This is a genomic window from Acidovorax lacteus (genome assembly GCF_039540375.1).
Lineage (GTDB): Bacteria > Pseudomonadota > Gammaproteobacteria > Burkholderiales > Burkholderiaceae_C > Acidovorax_G > Acidovorax_G lacteus.
In genome coordinates this window covers 259,544-273,101 of the sequence record NZ_BAABEX010000007.1, presented here as the reverse complement: position 1 = coordinate 273,101, position 13,558 = coordinate 259,544, and the positions used below count along the sequence as shown (strand labels likewise).

At 65.3% G+C, this 13,558-nt stretch carries 9 protein-coding genes and 1 tRNA gene; 7 read left to right on the top strand and 3 right to left on the bottom strand.

Features of this window, described 5'->3' with window-relative positions; genetic code table 11:
* Positions 1 to 85 precede the first annotated feature (85 nt).
* The 5 genes from ABD866_RS04650 to ABD866_RS04630 all read left to right on the top strand — a co-directional run bounded on the left by ABD866_RS04650 (position 86) and on the right by ABD866_RS04630 (position 5,098).
* Positions 86 to 1,024, top strand: coding sequence for a LysR family transcriptional regulator (locus ABD866_RS04650; protein WP_345061623.1), 939 nt, complete (start codon positions 86 to 88; stop codon positions 1,022 to 1,024).
* Between the two features lie 103 nt (positions 1,025 to 1,127).
* Positions 1,128 to 2,234, top strand: coding sequence for an NAD(P)/FAD-dependent oxidoreductase (locus ABD866_RS04645; RefSeq protein ID WP_345061621.1), 1,107 nt, complete (start codon positions 1,128 to 1,130; stop codon positions 2,232 to 2,234).
* Positions 2,231 to 3,238 carry a tRNA glutamyl-Q(34) synthetase GluQRS gene (gene gluQRS / locus ABD866_RS04640; protein ID WP_345061619.1) on the top strand — a complete coding sequence of 336 codons (1,008 nt, stop codon included), beginning with the start codon at positions 2,231 to 2,233 and terminating at the stop codon, positions 3,236 to 3,238. Before ABD866_RS04645 ends, gluQRS begins: the two co-directional genes overlap by 4 nt.
* 8 nt (positions 3,239 to 3,246) lie before the next feature.
* Positions 3,247 to 3,999, top strand: coding sequence for a tRNA (guanosine(46)-N7)-methyltransferase TrmB (gene trmB / locus ABD866_RS04635; RefSeq protein ID WP_425549549.1), 753 nt, complete (start codon positions 3,247 to 3,249; stop codon positions 3,997 to 3,999).
* A gap of 46 nt (positions 4,000 to 4,045) precedes the next feature.
* Entirely contained in the window at positions 4,046 to 5,098 is a 1,053-nt protein-coding gene (locus ABD866_RS04630; RefSeq protein ID WP_345061615.1) for a GGDEF domain-containing protein, read from the top strand.
* Between the two features lie 582 nt (positions 5,099 to 5,680).
* Here the strand turns inward: ABD866_RS04630 and alaS are convergent.
* A complete protein-coding gene (gene alaS / locus ABD866_RS04625; protein ID WP_345061613.1) occupies positions 5,681 to 8,305 on the bottom strand; it encodes an alanine--tRNA ligase in 2,625 nt (874 codons plus the stop codon).
* A 213-nt stretch (positions 8,306 to 8,518) separates the two neighbouring features.
* Between alaS and ABD866_RS04620 the strand changes: the two genes are divergently transcribed.
* Entirely contained in the window at positions 8,519 to 10,009 is a 1,491-nt protein-coding gene (locus ABD866_RS04620) for an NAD-dependent succinate-semialdehyde dehydrogenase (RefSeq protein ID WP_345061610.1), read from the top strand.
* Between the two features lie 94 nt (positions 10,010 to 10,103).
* Positions 10,104 to 10,177 (top strand) — tRNA-Gly (locus ABD866_RS04615).
* Between the two features lie 320 nt (positions 10,178 to 10,497).
* Here the strand turns inward: ABD866_RS04615 and ABD866_RS04610 are convergent.
* Both ABD866_RS04610 and ABD866_RS04605 read right to left on the bottom strand, forming a co-directional pair.
* The gene (locus ABD866_RS04610; protein WP_345061608.1) at positions 10,498 to 12,576 is read right to left on the bottom strand and encodes a Cache 3/Cache 2 fusion domain-containing protein; all 2,079 of its coding nucleotides are present in this window, start codon (positions 12,574 to 12,576) and stop codon (positions 10,498 to 10,500) included.
* Between the two features lie 74 nt (positions 12,577 to 12,650).
* Positions 12,651 to 13,550, bottom strand: coding sequence for a pseudouridine synthase (locus ABD866_RS04605; protein WP_345061606.1), 900 nt, complete (start codon positions 13,548 to 13,550; stop codon positions 12,651 to 12,653).
* Positions 13,551 to 13,558: the final 8 nt, after the last annotated feature.

The window sequence follows — 13,558 nt, the reverse complement described above, 5'->3', positions numbered from 1 at the left end:
CTCCACTGTACGAACCCGCCGGCATTGCGAGGCACAGCGGGATTGATGGCATCATTCAAACCAATTGAACCGAAAGACTCGCACCATGCAAAATGCCCGCGATGTGCTGACCCCTGACAGTCTGACCATGCTGCAGGTCATCGCCGAAGCTGGGAGCTTTGCAGCCGCCGCCCGCCGCCTGGGGCTGGTGCCCAGCGCGCTCACCTACCGGGTGCGACAGATCGAAGACGCGCTGGACGTGCTGCTCTTTGACCGCAGCGCCCGGCAGGCACGCCCCACGGCAGCCGGTGCCGAACTGCTGCGCGAAGGCGCACGGCTGCTGGGCGACATCGACGCCGTGGCGCACCGCGTGCGCCGGGTGGCCACGGGCTGGGAGCCCCAACTCACCATTGCCACCGACGGCGTGATCTCCCCCCACACCATGCTGGAGCTGGTAGAAGCCTTTTTTGCCATGGCTCCGCCCACGCGGCTCAAGCTGCGCGATGACATCATGTCGGGCACGCACGAAGCCCTGACCTCGGGGCGGGCCGACCTGGCCATTGGGGTGTCGGTGGCGGGCTCGGATGTGGCTGGTCTTCAGCAAGCGCTGCTGGGCGAGCTGCTGTTCATCTACGTAATGGCTCCCCACCACCCGCTGGCGCAGGCACCTGAGCCCATCACCGACGCCGTGATGCTGCAGCACCGCGCCGTGGCCGTGGCCGACTCGGCCCAGCGCGGCGGCATGACCATGGGACTGCTGGGCGGACAGGACGTGCTCACGGTGGACACCATGCAGGCCAAGCTGCAAGTGCAGCTGCGCGGGCTGGGCGCAGGCTTTCTGCCGCAGCCCATGGTGCAGCCCTACCTCGATGCCGGTCACCTCGTGACCAAGCGGGTGGCGCGGCCCGAGCGGCGCGTGCGCATGCACTATGCGTGGGGCGGGCCAGGCTTCAACGCGCCAGGCCGCGCGCTGCAGTGGTGGCTGGCCCAGCTGCAAAGCCCCACCACCCGCACGGCCCTGCTGGAAAACCATCACCGCTTTTGACCTGTGCCGGGTGCGGACATGTGCCCGCCGCGTGTAGAGTGGGGTGCAGCGCCCGGTGCGCTCGCTTGCACGCACCCCCCTTCAGAACACGAAAGGATTTGCCATGGCCACCTACCGAAGCCTCCCCCGCAATGCCGCCTCGGCCCCTGCATCCCTTGGGGTGGCCACGCCGAGCCGTCGGCACATTGCAGTCGTGGGCGCGGGCATGGCGGGCATCGCCTGCGCACGCACGCTGATGCAGGCGGGCCATCGCGTGACGCTGCTCGAGCAGGCAGCACAGGTCGGCGGGCGCATGACCAGCCACGACAGCCCGTTTGGCAGCTTTGACGCAGGCGCGCAGTACTTCACCCTGCGCGACCCGCGGTTTGCACTGGCCATCGACACCGTACCCGGCGTATGCCGCCGCTGGTCGGCCAACCAGGTGCGCGTACTCGACGCCACAGGCCATGTGGTCTCTCAGGGCATGGCCACTGGCGAGGCCCACTGGGTGGCTGCCCCGCGCATGGACGCCCTGCTGCACGCCTGGGCCGAGCCCCTGCAGCAATCGGGGGCGCTGCAGCGCCACATGCGCGTGCGCCGCATCGAGCGCGACCCGCTCGCCCCCCAGCGCTGGCAGCTGCGCACCGAATCCCCTGAGGGTGCCGTACACGTCGAGGCCGGTCTGGACGCCGTGGTGCTGGCCGTGCCCGCCACCGCTGCGCAGGCCTTGCTGGAGCAGTCGGGTATCGACAGCAGCTTGCTCGAATCCCTGGCCCGGGTGTCGATGGCACCGTGCTGGACGCTCATGCTCGCCTACCCGCAAGCCGTGGCCCCGGGCCTGACCACGCTGGGCCCGCACTGGAACGCCGCGCGCAGCACACACCACCGCATCGCCTGGCTGGCGCGCGAGTCGTCCAAGCCCGGCAGATCGGCCGTGGAACGCTGGACGGTGCAGGCCAGCCCCGCCTGGTCGGCCGAGCACCTGGACGACCCGGCCCCGCGTGTGCAGGCCAAACTGCTCAAGGCCTTTGCCGAAGTCACAGGTATCCGCGCCGAGCCCGCCCACGCCAGCACCCACCTGTGGCGCTACGCCCAGACCACCCACCCCGCGGGCCGCAGCCACCTGTGGGACGCGGGCCTGGGCCTGGGGGCCTGCGGCGACTGGTGCCTGGGCCACCGCGTGGAAGACGCGTTTGTCTCCGGCCTGGAGATGGCGCTCGCGCTTGCATGAGCGCTGCCGCTGCGGCACCCAACGCCACGCCCATCCCGCACCGCCCTGCAGGGCGGTATGCAGGGCGCTTCGCACCCTCGCCCACCGGCCCGCTGCATGCGGGCTCGCTCGTGGCCGCCCTGGCCAGTTGGCTCGACGCCCGCGCGCACGGCGGGCAGTGGCAGGTGCGCATCGAAGATGTGGACACGCCCCGCTGCCAGCCGGGTGCAGACGCCACCATCCTGGCCCAACTCGCACGCTGCGGCCTGCACCCTGACGGCCCGGTGCTGTGGCAGTCCGCACGCAATGCGCGCTATGCGCAGGTGCTGGAGCACCTGCTGGCCCACCACCTGGCCTACCCCTGTGCCTGTACGCGCAAAGACATTGAGCAGCACCACCTGGCCGCAGGGCACGAGCGCCAGCGCCACCACGCGCTGCCCTACCCCGGCACCTGCCGACAAGGCCTGCACGGGCGCAGTGCCCGCGCCTGGCGGTTTCACACCGCAGAGTTTGAACCAAAAGCGGCTGAGATCCAGCAAAATCAAGCACGACATGCTCATTTTTCAATAGCAACCGACGGCATCCACTGGCACGATCGCCGCCTGGGCTGGCAGCAGCAGCGCGTGACCGAGGCGGTGGGCGACTTCGTGCTGCGGCGGGCCGACGGCCTGTGGGCCTACCAGCTGGCCGTGGTGGTGGACGACGCCGACCAAGGCATCACCCACGTGGTGCGCGGCGAAGACCTGGCCGACAACACACCGCGGCAGATCCTGCTGCAGTGCGCGCTCGGCCTGCCCACACCGCAGTACCTGCACACGCCGCTGGTGCGCGACGCCTCGGGCGAAAAACTGTCCAAGCAGCATGGCGCTGCCGCCGTGGATCTGAGCGAGCCTGTGGCCGCACTGGCCCGGGCGGCTGCCGTTCTGGGCCTGCCCGCATTGCCACTTTCGCACCACATTCCGCTCGCAGAGGCACTTTCCTACTGGGTGAATGCGTGGACGCGAATCTACAATGGGGCATCGTGACCGAAACCATGCTTTCTACAGTGGCGGACCAAGCCTCCGGAACAGGAGCCACCGCCATGCCGTCTGCGGGCCAAGCCCCTGCAGGCGTCGCCCATCCCAAGACGATCAAGAGTTTCGTACGCCGCGCAGGCCGTACCACCACCGGCCAGGCCAAGGCTCTGGAGGAGTTCGGCCCGCAGTACCTCCTTTCTTACGCCGCCCAGCCGTTTGACGCGCATGCAGCCTTCGGCCGCACGGCGCCGCTGATCCTGGAAATCGGCTTCGGCATGGGCGAGGCCACGGCGCACATCGCCCGGGTGCGACCGGCCGACAACTTTTTGTGCTGCGAAGTGCACGAACCCGGCGTGGGCGCACTGCTCAAGCGCATCGGGGAGCACGGCATCACCAACATCCGCATCCTGCAGCACGATGCGGTGGAAGTCATCGACCACATGCTGGCACCGGCCAGCCTGGATGGCGTGCACATGTTCTTTCCAGACCCCTGGCACAAAAAGAAGCACAACAAGCGCCGCCTGATCCAGCCGCCTCTGGTAGCGAAGCTGGCGGCCCGACTCAAGCCCGGTGGATACATCCATTGCGCCACCGACTGGCAGCCCTACGCCGAGCAGATGCTGCAGGTGCTGGGGTCCGAACCGCATTTGCAGAACACCGCAGACGGCTTTGCGCCGCAGCCGGACTACCGCCCACTCACCAAGTTCGAAAACCGGGGCCTGCGCCTCGGCCATGGTGTGTGGGACGTGGTCTTTCGCCGCCGCCCCTAGCGCACTAGCCATCAGCGACCTGCCCCACTTTCGCACCCGACCACCTATGAAGCCCATCTTGCAGCACCTGGTTGAAATGACCGGCCACCGCGACCACCTGCGGCTGGAGGTGTCGGTGCTCTCGACTCTGCAAAAACTCAGCAGCATCAAGGAAGTGCGGGCGCTGGAGTTGTTCAACGACCACGGCGCGGCATTTTTGCGGCCGCGCACCTGGGTACAAGACGGGCAGCTCGTCTCCACCGACTCCGAGGCCGCAGCAGACCCGCGGCGTGTGCCTCTGGAGCAGTACCCCGAGCTGGCCGAGTGCGTGAGCCAGCACGGCGATAGCGCGCTGGCCAACCCGCGCCGCGGACAGCACATCCTGTGGCTGCCGGTGTGGATGCAGGACAAGGTCAGCACCTGCCTGGAGATCACGCAGTCGCGCCCCTTTTCAGCGCACAAGCTCGACGTGCTCAAAGGCGTGTTTCTGGTGTACCAGAACTACCAGAGTCTGCTGGACTACAGCGAGCGCGATGCGCTGACGGGGCTGTTCAACCGCAAGACCTTCGACGAGCAGTTTGCGCGCAATGCGGCCAACACGGGCGTGAGCAGCCAGCCGCAAAACGCGCAGTCCATGATCAGCGAGGAAGTGCTGGCCGAAAACGCGCCGGTGCAGAACTGGCTGGCCGTGGTCGACATCGACCACTTCAAGCAGGTCAACGACCGTTTCGGTCACCTGTACGGCGACGAGGTGCTGATCCTGATCGCCAACATCCTGCGCACCTCGTTCCGCTCGCACGACCGCATCTTCCGCTTCGGCGGCGAAGAATTCGTCGTGCTGCTGCGCAACACCACACTGGCCAAGGCACACCAGGTGTTCAACCGCTTCCGCGAAACCGTGCAGAAGTACGACTTCCCGCAGGTGGGCCGCGTCACCGTGAGCCTGGGCTTTGTGAGCACCACGCGGGGCTCGCCAGTCGAAATCCTGGGTCAAGCCGACCAGGCGCTGTACTACGCCAAAGAACACGGCCGCAACCAGGTCTGCTACTACGACGACCTGATCGCCCGAGGCCTGTTGCAAACGGCCAAGGTGGCCAACGACGACGTCGAGCTGTTCTGAGCAACCCCGCGCCATCGCGCGGTCTGCCTGTGTGCGGCAGGCACACTCCCATCGCTGGCCGCCAAAGCCCCTGCCGCCTACAACTCCGCCCAGTCATGCCCTGCCCGCGGCCCTGAAGGGAGGCCGCAGCTGGTGCACGCATCGGCCCTAGCAGCCGCTGCTTTCATGCCATTTAGGCCGCTTGTGCTTGAAAACCAAGCACGAGCAGCTCCTGTTTTGATAGCAAGACATCCTCGCCTTCTACCGCAGCAACGTCGCCAGCGGGCCATCTTCGAGAACAAAGGTGCGGATCAACCCACCCGACTCGGTGCCCCGTATGCCTAGAAGCACGGTCACGCAGCCGCATCCCAGGAAATCAACAGGCACCGCGCCCGCAAGCTACCCACCACCTAGCTCCCCTCACCTAGCACCGCCTACCGACGAACGCAACGTCGTGGCCGCCCATTGAGTGGCTCTGAGAGACCCCCATGCCAGGGCAGGCTTGCCCCCATAAGGCACAACGCCCGGCGTGCCGGGCGTTGGGGTGCATGAGATCCGTACCGGCCCACCGCGCACCGCGCGGGGCCCGGTCGGCGCGGCTCATCAGGTGCGCTGGGCCACCCAGTCGGCCACGCCCGCCAGAGCGGCAGGCAGCGCCGCTGCGTTGGTGCCGCCGGCCATGGCCATGTCGGGCTTGCCACCACCCTTGCCGCCCACCTGCTGGGCGACAAAGTTCACCAACTCACCGGCTTTGACCTTGCCAATGCTATCGGCCGTGACACCCGCGGCGAGCTGCACCTTGTCGCCGTCCACGGCGGCCAGCACGATGGCTGCGGTCTTGAGCTTGTCCTTGAGTTTGTCCAGTGTGTCGCGCAGCGTCTTGGCATCGGCACCCGCCAGCGTGGCGGCCAGCACCTTGATGCCCTTCACATCGACCGCCTGGCCCGCCAGTTCGTCGCCCTGCGAGGACGCCAGCTTGCCCTTGAGGGCCGCCACTTCCTTCTCCAGCGCACGCACTTGCTCCAGCGTCTGGCCGATGCGGTTTGTGAGCTCCGCCACCGGAGCCTTGAGGGCACCTGCGGCCTGACCCACCGTGTCTTCGAGCTGCTGCAGGTAGGCCAGCGCGTTCTGGCCCGTCACGGCCTCGATGCGGCGCACACCCGCGGCCACGCCGCCTTCGGCCACGACCTTGAACAGGCCGATGTCGCCCGTGCGCTGCACGTGCGTGCCGCCGCACAGCTCACGGCTGGTGCCGATGTCGAGCACGCGCACGGACTCTCCGTACTTCTCGCCGAACAGCATCATGGCGCCGGTCTTCTGGGCCGACTCGATGTCCATCACACGCGCCTCGGTGGCGGTGTTGGCCAGGATCTCGGCGTTCACGCGGCGCTCGATCTCGCGGATCTCGGCGTCGGTCACCGGCGCACCGTGCGCAAAGTCGAAGCGCGTGCGATCGGCGTTGACCAGGCTGCCCTTTTGCTGCACGTGGGCGCCCAGCACCTCGCGCAGGGCCTTGTGCATGATGTGCGTGACCGAGTGGTTGCGCATGGTGGCGGCACGCAGCGCCATGTCCACCTCGGCCGCCACGGTGTCGCCCACGTTCAGGGTGCCGGTGGTCAGCGTACCGTGGTGGCCGAACACGTCGGCCTTGATCTTGAGGGTGTCTTCCACCGCGAAGCGGGCTGAACCGCTGGTGATGACGCCCTGGTCACCCACCTGGCCACCGCTTTCGGCGTAGAACGGCGTGGTGTCGAGCACCACCACCCCCGCCTCGCCCGCGCGCAGCTGCGCGGCGGCCGTGCCGTCCACGTAGATGGCCACGATCTTGGCGGTCTCGCTCAGGCGCTCGTAGCCGGTGAAGGTGTTGGCCACACCCGTGTACTCGAGCGCACGGTCCATCTTGAACTTGCCAGCCGCGCGGGCCTGGGCCTTTTGTTTGTCCATGGCGGCGGCAAAACCGGCCTCGTCCACCGTCAGGCCGCGCTCGCGGCACACGTCGGCCGACAGGTCGAGCGGGAAGCCGTAGGTGTCGTGCAGCTTGAAGGCCACGTCGCCGGGCAGCACCTTGGCGTCGCCCGCCAGGGCGGCGTCCAGAATCTCCATGCCGTTGGCCAGCGTCTCGAAGAAGCGCTCTTCCTCGGCCTTGAGGATGTCGGTCACGCGCTGGGCGTTCTGCGCAAGGTTGGGATAGGCATCGCCCATCAGCGCGACGAGGTCCGGCACGAGCTTGTGGAAGAACGGCGTCTTGCGGCCGAGCTTGTAGCCGTGGCGGATGGCGCGGCGGATGATGCGGCGCTGCACGTAGCCACGGCCTTCATTGCTCGGAATAACGCCGTCGGCCACCAAGAACGAGGTGGCGCGGATGTGGTCGGCAATCACCTTGAGCGACGGGTTGGCCAGGTCGGTGCAGCCCGTTTCGCGGGCAGCGGCCTTGATGAGCGCGTCGAACAGGTCGATCTCGTAGTTGCTGTGCACGTGCTGCAGGATGGCCGCCAGGCGCTCCAGGCCCATGCCGGTGTCCACACAGGGTGCGGGCAGCGGCTTGACGGAGCCGTCCGGCTGCATGTCGAACTGCATGAACACGTTGTTCCAGATCTCGATGTAGCGATCGCCGTCCTGCTCGGGGCTGCCCGGAGGGCCACCGGCCACCTCAGGGCCATGGTCAAAGAAGATCTCGGAGCACGGGCCGCAAGGACCGGTGTCGGCCATCATCCAGAAGTTGTCGGACTGGTACTTGCCGCCCTTGTTGTCGCCAATGCGTACCACGCGCTCGGGCGGCAGGCCGATTTCCTTGGTCCAGATGTCGTAGGCCTCGTCGTCGTCGATGTACACGGTGGCCCAGAGGCGGTCGGCCGGGAGCTTGTACACCGTGGTCAGCAATTCAAACGCCCACTTGAGCGAATCGCGCTTGAAGTAGTCGCCAAAGCTCCAGTTGCCCAGCATCTCGAAGAAGGTGTGGTGCCGCGCGGTGTAGCCCACATTCTCCAGATCGTTGTGCTTGCCGCCCGCACGCAGGCAGGCCTGCACCGAAGCCGCGCGCACGTAGGGGCGCTTGTCAGTGCCCAGGAACACGTCCTTGAACTGCACCATGCCCGAGTTGGTGAACATCAGCGTCGGGTCATTGCCCGGCACCAGGGGGCTCGATGCCACCACGGTGTGCCCCTTGGAGGCGAAGAAGTCCAGGAAGGTCTTGCGGATGTCGGCAACAGAGAAAGTCGGAGTGCTCATGGTGGGTACGGAGGTTGTGCGCAACCTGCAGACACGCAGGCACGCGGACGCTGAGACCAACCGGCGATTATAGGTTTCTGGCCATGTCACCAGAGGCGCAGCGGCGCTGAGCTCTGCGCGCTATGCTGCGCTGTAGCCGGTGCCCGCAAGGCTCCCACCCACCCCGAAGCGGCGCCGCCGTGCGCCTCTACTGCCCAACTGGCTTTTGACACCATGCCCGACCACGCCTCTCCTCTTTCGCTGCTTCGCGACCCCAGCCTGCTCAAGACCGACGGCCTTATTGACGGCCAGTGGGTCACAGGCGGTGGCCGTTTCGATGTGCACGACCCGGCCACGGGACGCAAGCTGGCCGACGTGGCCAACCTCGGCCCGCAGGATGCCGAGGCGGCCATCGCCGCAGCCGACCGCGCCTGGCCCGCATGGCGCACCAAGACGGCAAAGGAGCGCAGCATCTTGCTGCGCAAGTGGTACGACCTGCTGATGGCGCATCAGGACGACCTGGGCCGCATCATGACGGCCGAGCAAGGCAAGCCCCTTCCAGAGGCCAAGGGGGAAGTGGCCTACGGCGCAAGCTTTGTCGAATGGTTTGCCGAGGAGGCCAAACGCATCAATGGCGAAACGCTGCCACAGTTCGACAACAACCGCCGCCTGCTGGTGCTGCGGCAACCCATTGGCGTGTGCGCGGCTATCACGCCCTGGAACTTCCCGCTGGCGATGATCACGCGCAAGGTGGCACCCGCCCTGGCGGCAGGCTGTCCAGTGGTCATCAAACCGGCCGAGCTGACCCCGCTGACCGCACTGGCGGCCGCGGAACTGGCCTTGCGTGCGGGCATTCCACCCGGGGTGCTCAATGTGATCACTGCGGATGCAGCGCAATCGGTCGCCGTGGGCAAGGTGCTGTGCGCCAGCGACGTGGTGAGACACCTGTCCTTTACCGGCTCGACCGAGGTCGGACGCATCTTGATGGCGCAGTGTGCGCCCACGGTGAAGAAACTCAGTCTGGAGCTCGGTGGCAACGCACCGTTTATCGTGTTCGACGACGCCGACCTCGACAGCGCCGTGGAGGGAGCGTTTGCAAGCAAGTACCGCAATGCCGGCCAAACCTGCGTCTGCTCGAACCGCTTTTACGTACAGGACGGGATCTACGACGCGTTTGTGGAGAAATTTGCCGCCAAGGTGCGCACCGCCCGGGTCGGTAACGGGTTTGAGGACGGCGTGAACCAGGGCCCCCTGATTGAGCCCGCCGCCATCGAAAAAGTGCAGCGGCACGTGGACGATGCCGTGGCCAAGGGCGCCCGGGTGCTCGTGGGCGGCAGACGCCTGGCGCAACTCGGCTCGGGCCAGTTCTTCGAACCCACTGTGGTGGCCGACGCCACCGCTGACATGCTCTGCGCCCGGGAGGAAACCTTCGGGCCCTTTGCACCGATCTTCCGGTTCCAAACCGAGCAGGACGCCATCGACGCCGCCAATGCCACCGAGTTCGGCTTGGCCAGCTATTTCTACAGCCGCGACGTGGGCCGCATCTTCCGTGTGAGCGAGGCGCTGGAGTACGGCATGGTGGGCATCAACGTGGGCATTCTGGCCACAGAGCACGTGCCCTTCGGGGGCGTAAAGCAGTCCGGCCTGGGCCGCGAGGGCTCTCACCACGGCATAGACGATTACGTCGAAATCAAGTACCTGTGCGTCGGGGACATACTGCGCTGAGCCACCAGCGGGCCGAGCAGTCGAGCAGTCGAGCAGTCAAGCAGTCGAGCAGTCGAGCAAGACGCTACGCCTATAATGCGGTCCGGACCGTTAGGCGGGCGTCGTTCAATGGTAGGACCTGAGCTTCCCAAGCTCAAGACGTGGGTTCGATTCCCATCGCCCGCTCCATAGTTTCGTAAGTGATTGATTTGCTTGCGTTTTTTATGGAGCAGTTCGACACGCATGCTACCTACTACACAAAGGTAGTACATGGCTGCTGCACAGAACCTCGCACGACGCCCGTCCGGTACCTATGTTGTGCGCCTCAGGGTTCCCCGATGCCCAAGTTGCCTCGTGGGCGAGACAGAACCACATCGGACGGCTGGAGCACGCAATTCACGTTCGCTGCAGTGCAATGGTGCTGTCGACCGATCCAAAAGCCGACCGCTTGTCATTGCTGCGACGTTGAAGGCTGAGCGGGTGCGCTTCTATGTGGCGTACAGCGGCCCTTAACCCCGCTCTGTGGCCGACAAGGCTGGCAAAACCCTACCAGCCTGCCTAGGGCCGACCTGATCTTCTAAAGGTCCATCCGACTCGCCAGTGGCAGTAGCGCCGAGTTGGAAGAAGGACACCGCTTCCACCATCTGCTGAGCTTGGGTACGAAGGCTTCCAGCCGCAGCGGCCATCTCCTCCACCAAGGCAGCATTTTGCTGAGTGGTCTGGTCGATGGACGCTACCGCCTGCCCAACCTGACCGACGCTCGCGGTCTGCTCGCGATTGGCAGCACTGATCTCGGACACCATGTCCGTCACTTTGCGAATCGACTCCACCACCTTGTGCATCGACTGGCCGGTCTGGTCTGCCAGTTCCGAGCCCTGCTGTACCTTGGCACTGCTGCTGCCGATCAGTTCCTTGATGGCTTTGGCTTCCGCAGCGGTGCGCTGCGCGAGGTTGCGTACCTCAGCAGCCACCACCGCAAAGCCGCGACCTTGATCGCCAGCGCGGGCGGCTTCGACCGCAGCATTCAGGGCCAGGATATTGGTCTGAAATGCAATACCGTCGATCACCCCCACGATGTCTGCAATACGTTGGCTGCTGGTGTGAATCTCGTGCATGGTCTGCACCATACGCGTGACCGCAGCACCGCCTTCTACAGCCACCGCGCTGGCCTGGGCCGCCAACTGACTCGCTTGCGCAGCGTTCTCGGCGTTGTGCTGCGTGGTGGAGCCTAGCTGCTCCATGCTGGCGGCCGTCTGTTCCAAAGCACTGGCCTGGGTTTCGGTGCGACCAGAGAGGTCCTGATTGCCCTGAGCAATCTCAACACTGGCAGCGGCGACGCTGTCCGCATTGCGTCGAACCGTCTGAAGACTGCCCGCCAAACGCTGGCGAAAGCCTTCCATCGACTGTGCGAGTGCTCCCATTTCATCGCGCCGATTCAAGGCCACCGGACGTCGCAGGTCTCCCTGAGCCAACTGACCGAGCGCATCGCCAAGCGTACGCAAGGGTTGGCCGATCATCCGTCGCGTTGCAAAGGTCAGTACCAGCGTGAGCAGCACCAGCGAACAGGCCACACCCGCCCACAGCCACAACAGGACATGGCCCGCGCTGGCGGTCAGTTGTGCCTCGGGCACCTCTGCCACGATCACCCAGTTCCAGGGCTGGTAGCGCTCCACCGCGAGCATTCTTTCCAGTGGCGCCTGGTCGCGTGCAAGGGGAGACCAATCGCTCGCGACCACACCAGACGCTCCCGCCGACTCCACGGCCTGAATCCAGGCCTGCGTCGCCGGGTTCTTTTCATCGAGTGGTGCCTTGCTGGCCTCTGGTCCTGCCGTCAAGCGGCCCCTTGTAGGCCCTGTGCCGAGTTGCACTGCATACACAGCACCCTGGCCCTGCAGCTTTTGTGAGCCCATGATCGCGCCCAACTTGTTCGTGACGGTACCGATGTCAGAACCAATGAACAAAATGCCGACGATGTCGTTGCCTTGCCGAATCGGCTCATACACCGTCATGTACTCGCGCCCAAACAGCGTGGCGCGGCCAATGTAGGTCTTGCCTTCCAGCATCAGGGCATACGCGGGGTGCTTTCGATCCAGCAGCGTCTTGTAGGCACGCTCGCCGTCCTGCTTTTTGAGCGAGGTGGTCACCCGCACAAAGTCGTCTCCAGTGCGCGCAAAAATCGTGGCGACGCCACCCATGCTGTCCACCGTGAAGCGGTCGACCACTTCAAAGTTTCCGTTGAGCACGTCACCTTGGTGGGTCAGCACCACTTCGGGCTTTCCATCGGCTCCAGGACGCTCGGAGCGTTCAAACGTTCCTCCAAAGACGGAGCGGAACAGAACGAAATCGCGCTTGGCCTGCTCTTGAGCGGTCTCGTCAAACGCCTGCACCAGCATACGGACCTGAGCCGCCACCTGCTGCACCTCGCTGCGGGCCAGCGAAGCGACGTTGCTCCAGATCAGCGCGCTGACTACGCCCATGACAACCAGCAGCACCGCACAGAGACTCAGCAGGGCCGCCAGGGAAAGTTTGAAAGCAATCGAACTGGAACGGGCTGAGAACATGATCTCTCCTGGATACGTGCCGTCCACCTTAGCACTTTTTACGTTTTGAAATGCTCTGTGGTAATCCCTGAGAGCGCTGCAACCCCCTCAATCAATGCATGTCAGGTCGCCTCGATCTGGGGCGGCCAGTTCAATGACCGCTGACTGCGGTAAAACCGCCGTTGCCCTGTCACGGGATCTTGAAACTCCAACGACCTGGCCAGCAACTGCAACGGACGCGAGTAGTCGCCTTCTGGCGGATCGTTGACGACCGGGTAGAACGGGTCGTGGTGTACCGGCATACCGAGTGCCGCCATATGGACCCGCAGTTGGTGGCGGCGCCCCGTGATGGGCTCCAACTGAAACAGCCCCCATGGTCCCGATTGCTCAAGCAGCGCGATGCGCGTCAGGCTGTTGGCCGGACCTGGGACTTCGTGCATACGAAAGAACTGCGGACTTTCCTCAATGCGGCTGTGGTACTCGCATGGCCACAGCTGGGGCGGCAGTGCAGCCACAGCCTCATAGGTCTTGCGGATCATGCGTTCTCGGAAAAGCGCTTGGTATGCGTCGCGTGTGGACCGTTGCACGGAAAACAAAACGAGGCCGGCAGTGTCACGATCAATCCTGTGTACGGGCGACAAGTCCGGCAGGCCCCATTGCTTTCGCAAGCGCACGAGCAGGCTCCGCTGGAGGTAGCGTCCCGTGGGAATGACCGGCATGAAGTGCGGCTTGTCGGCCACCAGCAAGTGGTCATCCCGATAAATCACGGTTTCAGAGAACGGCAGCGATGGCTCATGTCGCAGCTCACGGTAGTAGTAGAGGCGCACTCCGAGCCGCAGCGGAGTCTCTGGGGTGATGACTTCGCCGTGCTCGCTGACCACTTCACCTCGGGCCATGCGATCCAGCCATTCAGATTCTGGGACCGCCGACAATCGCTCCACCAGAAACCGCAGGACCGTCCCGCCACCCCTCGAAGGCAACACGACGCAACTGGGTGCAACGCCGTCTCTTAGAGGGAGCATCTGCCCAG

What these genes read in the sequence shown, in the direction of transcription:
- ABD866_RS04650 (WP_345061623.1), top strand. Translation starts at nt 86, where the DNA reads ATGCAAAATGCCCGCGATGTGCTGACCCCTGACAGTCTGACCATGCTG.
- ABD866_RS04605 (WP_345061606.1), bottom strand. Translation starts at nt 13,550, where the DNA reads ATGCTCCCTCTAAGAGACGGCGTTGCACCCAGTTGCGTCGTGTTGCCT.
- ABD866_RS04630 (WP_345061615.1), top strand. Translation starts at nt 4,046, where the DNA reads ATGAAGCCCATCTTGCAGCACCTGGTTGAAATGACCGGCCACCGCGAC.
- ABD866_RS04620 (WP_345061610.1), top strand. Translation starts at nt 8,519, where the DNA reads ATGCCCGACCACGCCTCTCCTCTTTCGCTGCTTCGCGACCCCAGCCTG.
- ABD866_RS04645 (WP_345061621.1), top strand. Translation starts at nt 1,128, where the DNA reads ATGGCCACCTACCGAAGCCTCCCCCGCAATGCCGCCTCGGCCCCTGCA.
- gluQRS (WP_345061619.1), top strand. Translation starts at nt 2,231, where the DNA reads ATGAGCGCTGCCGCTGCGGCACCCAACGCCACGCCCATCCCGCACCGC.
- alaS (WP_345061613.1), bottom strand. Translation starts at nt 8,305, where the DNA reads ATGAGCACTCCGACTTTCTCTGTTGCCGACATCCGCAAGACCTTCCTG.
- trmB (WP_425549549.1), top strand. Translation starts at nt 3,247, where the DNA reads ATGCTTTCTACAGTGGCGGACCAAGCCTCCGGAACAGGAGCCACCGCC.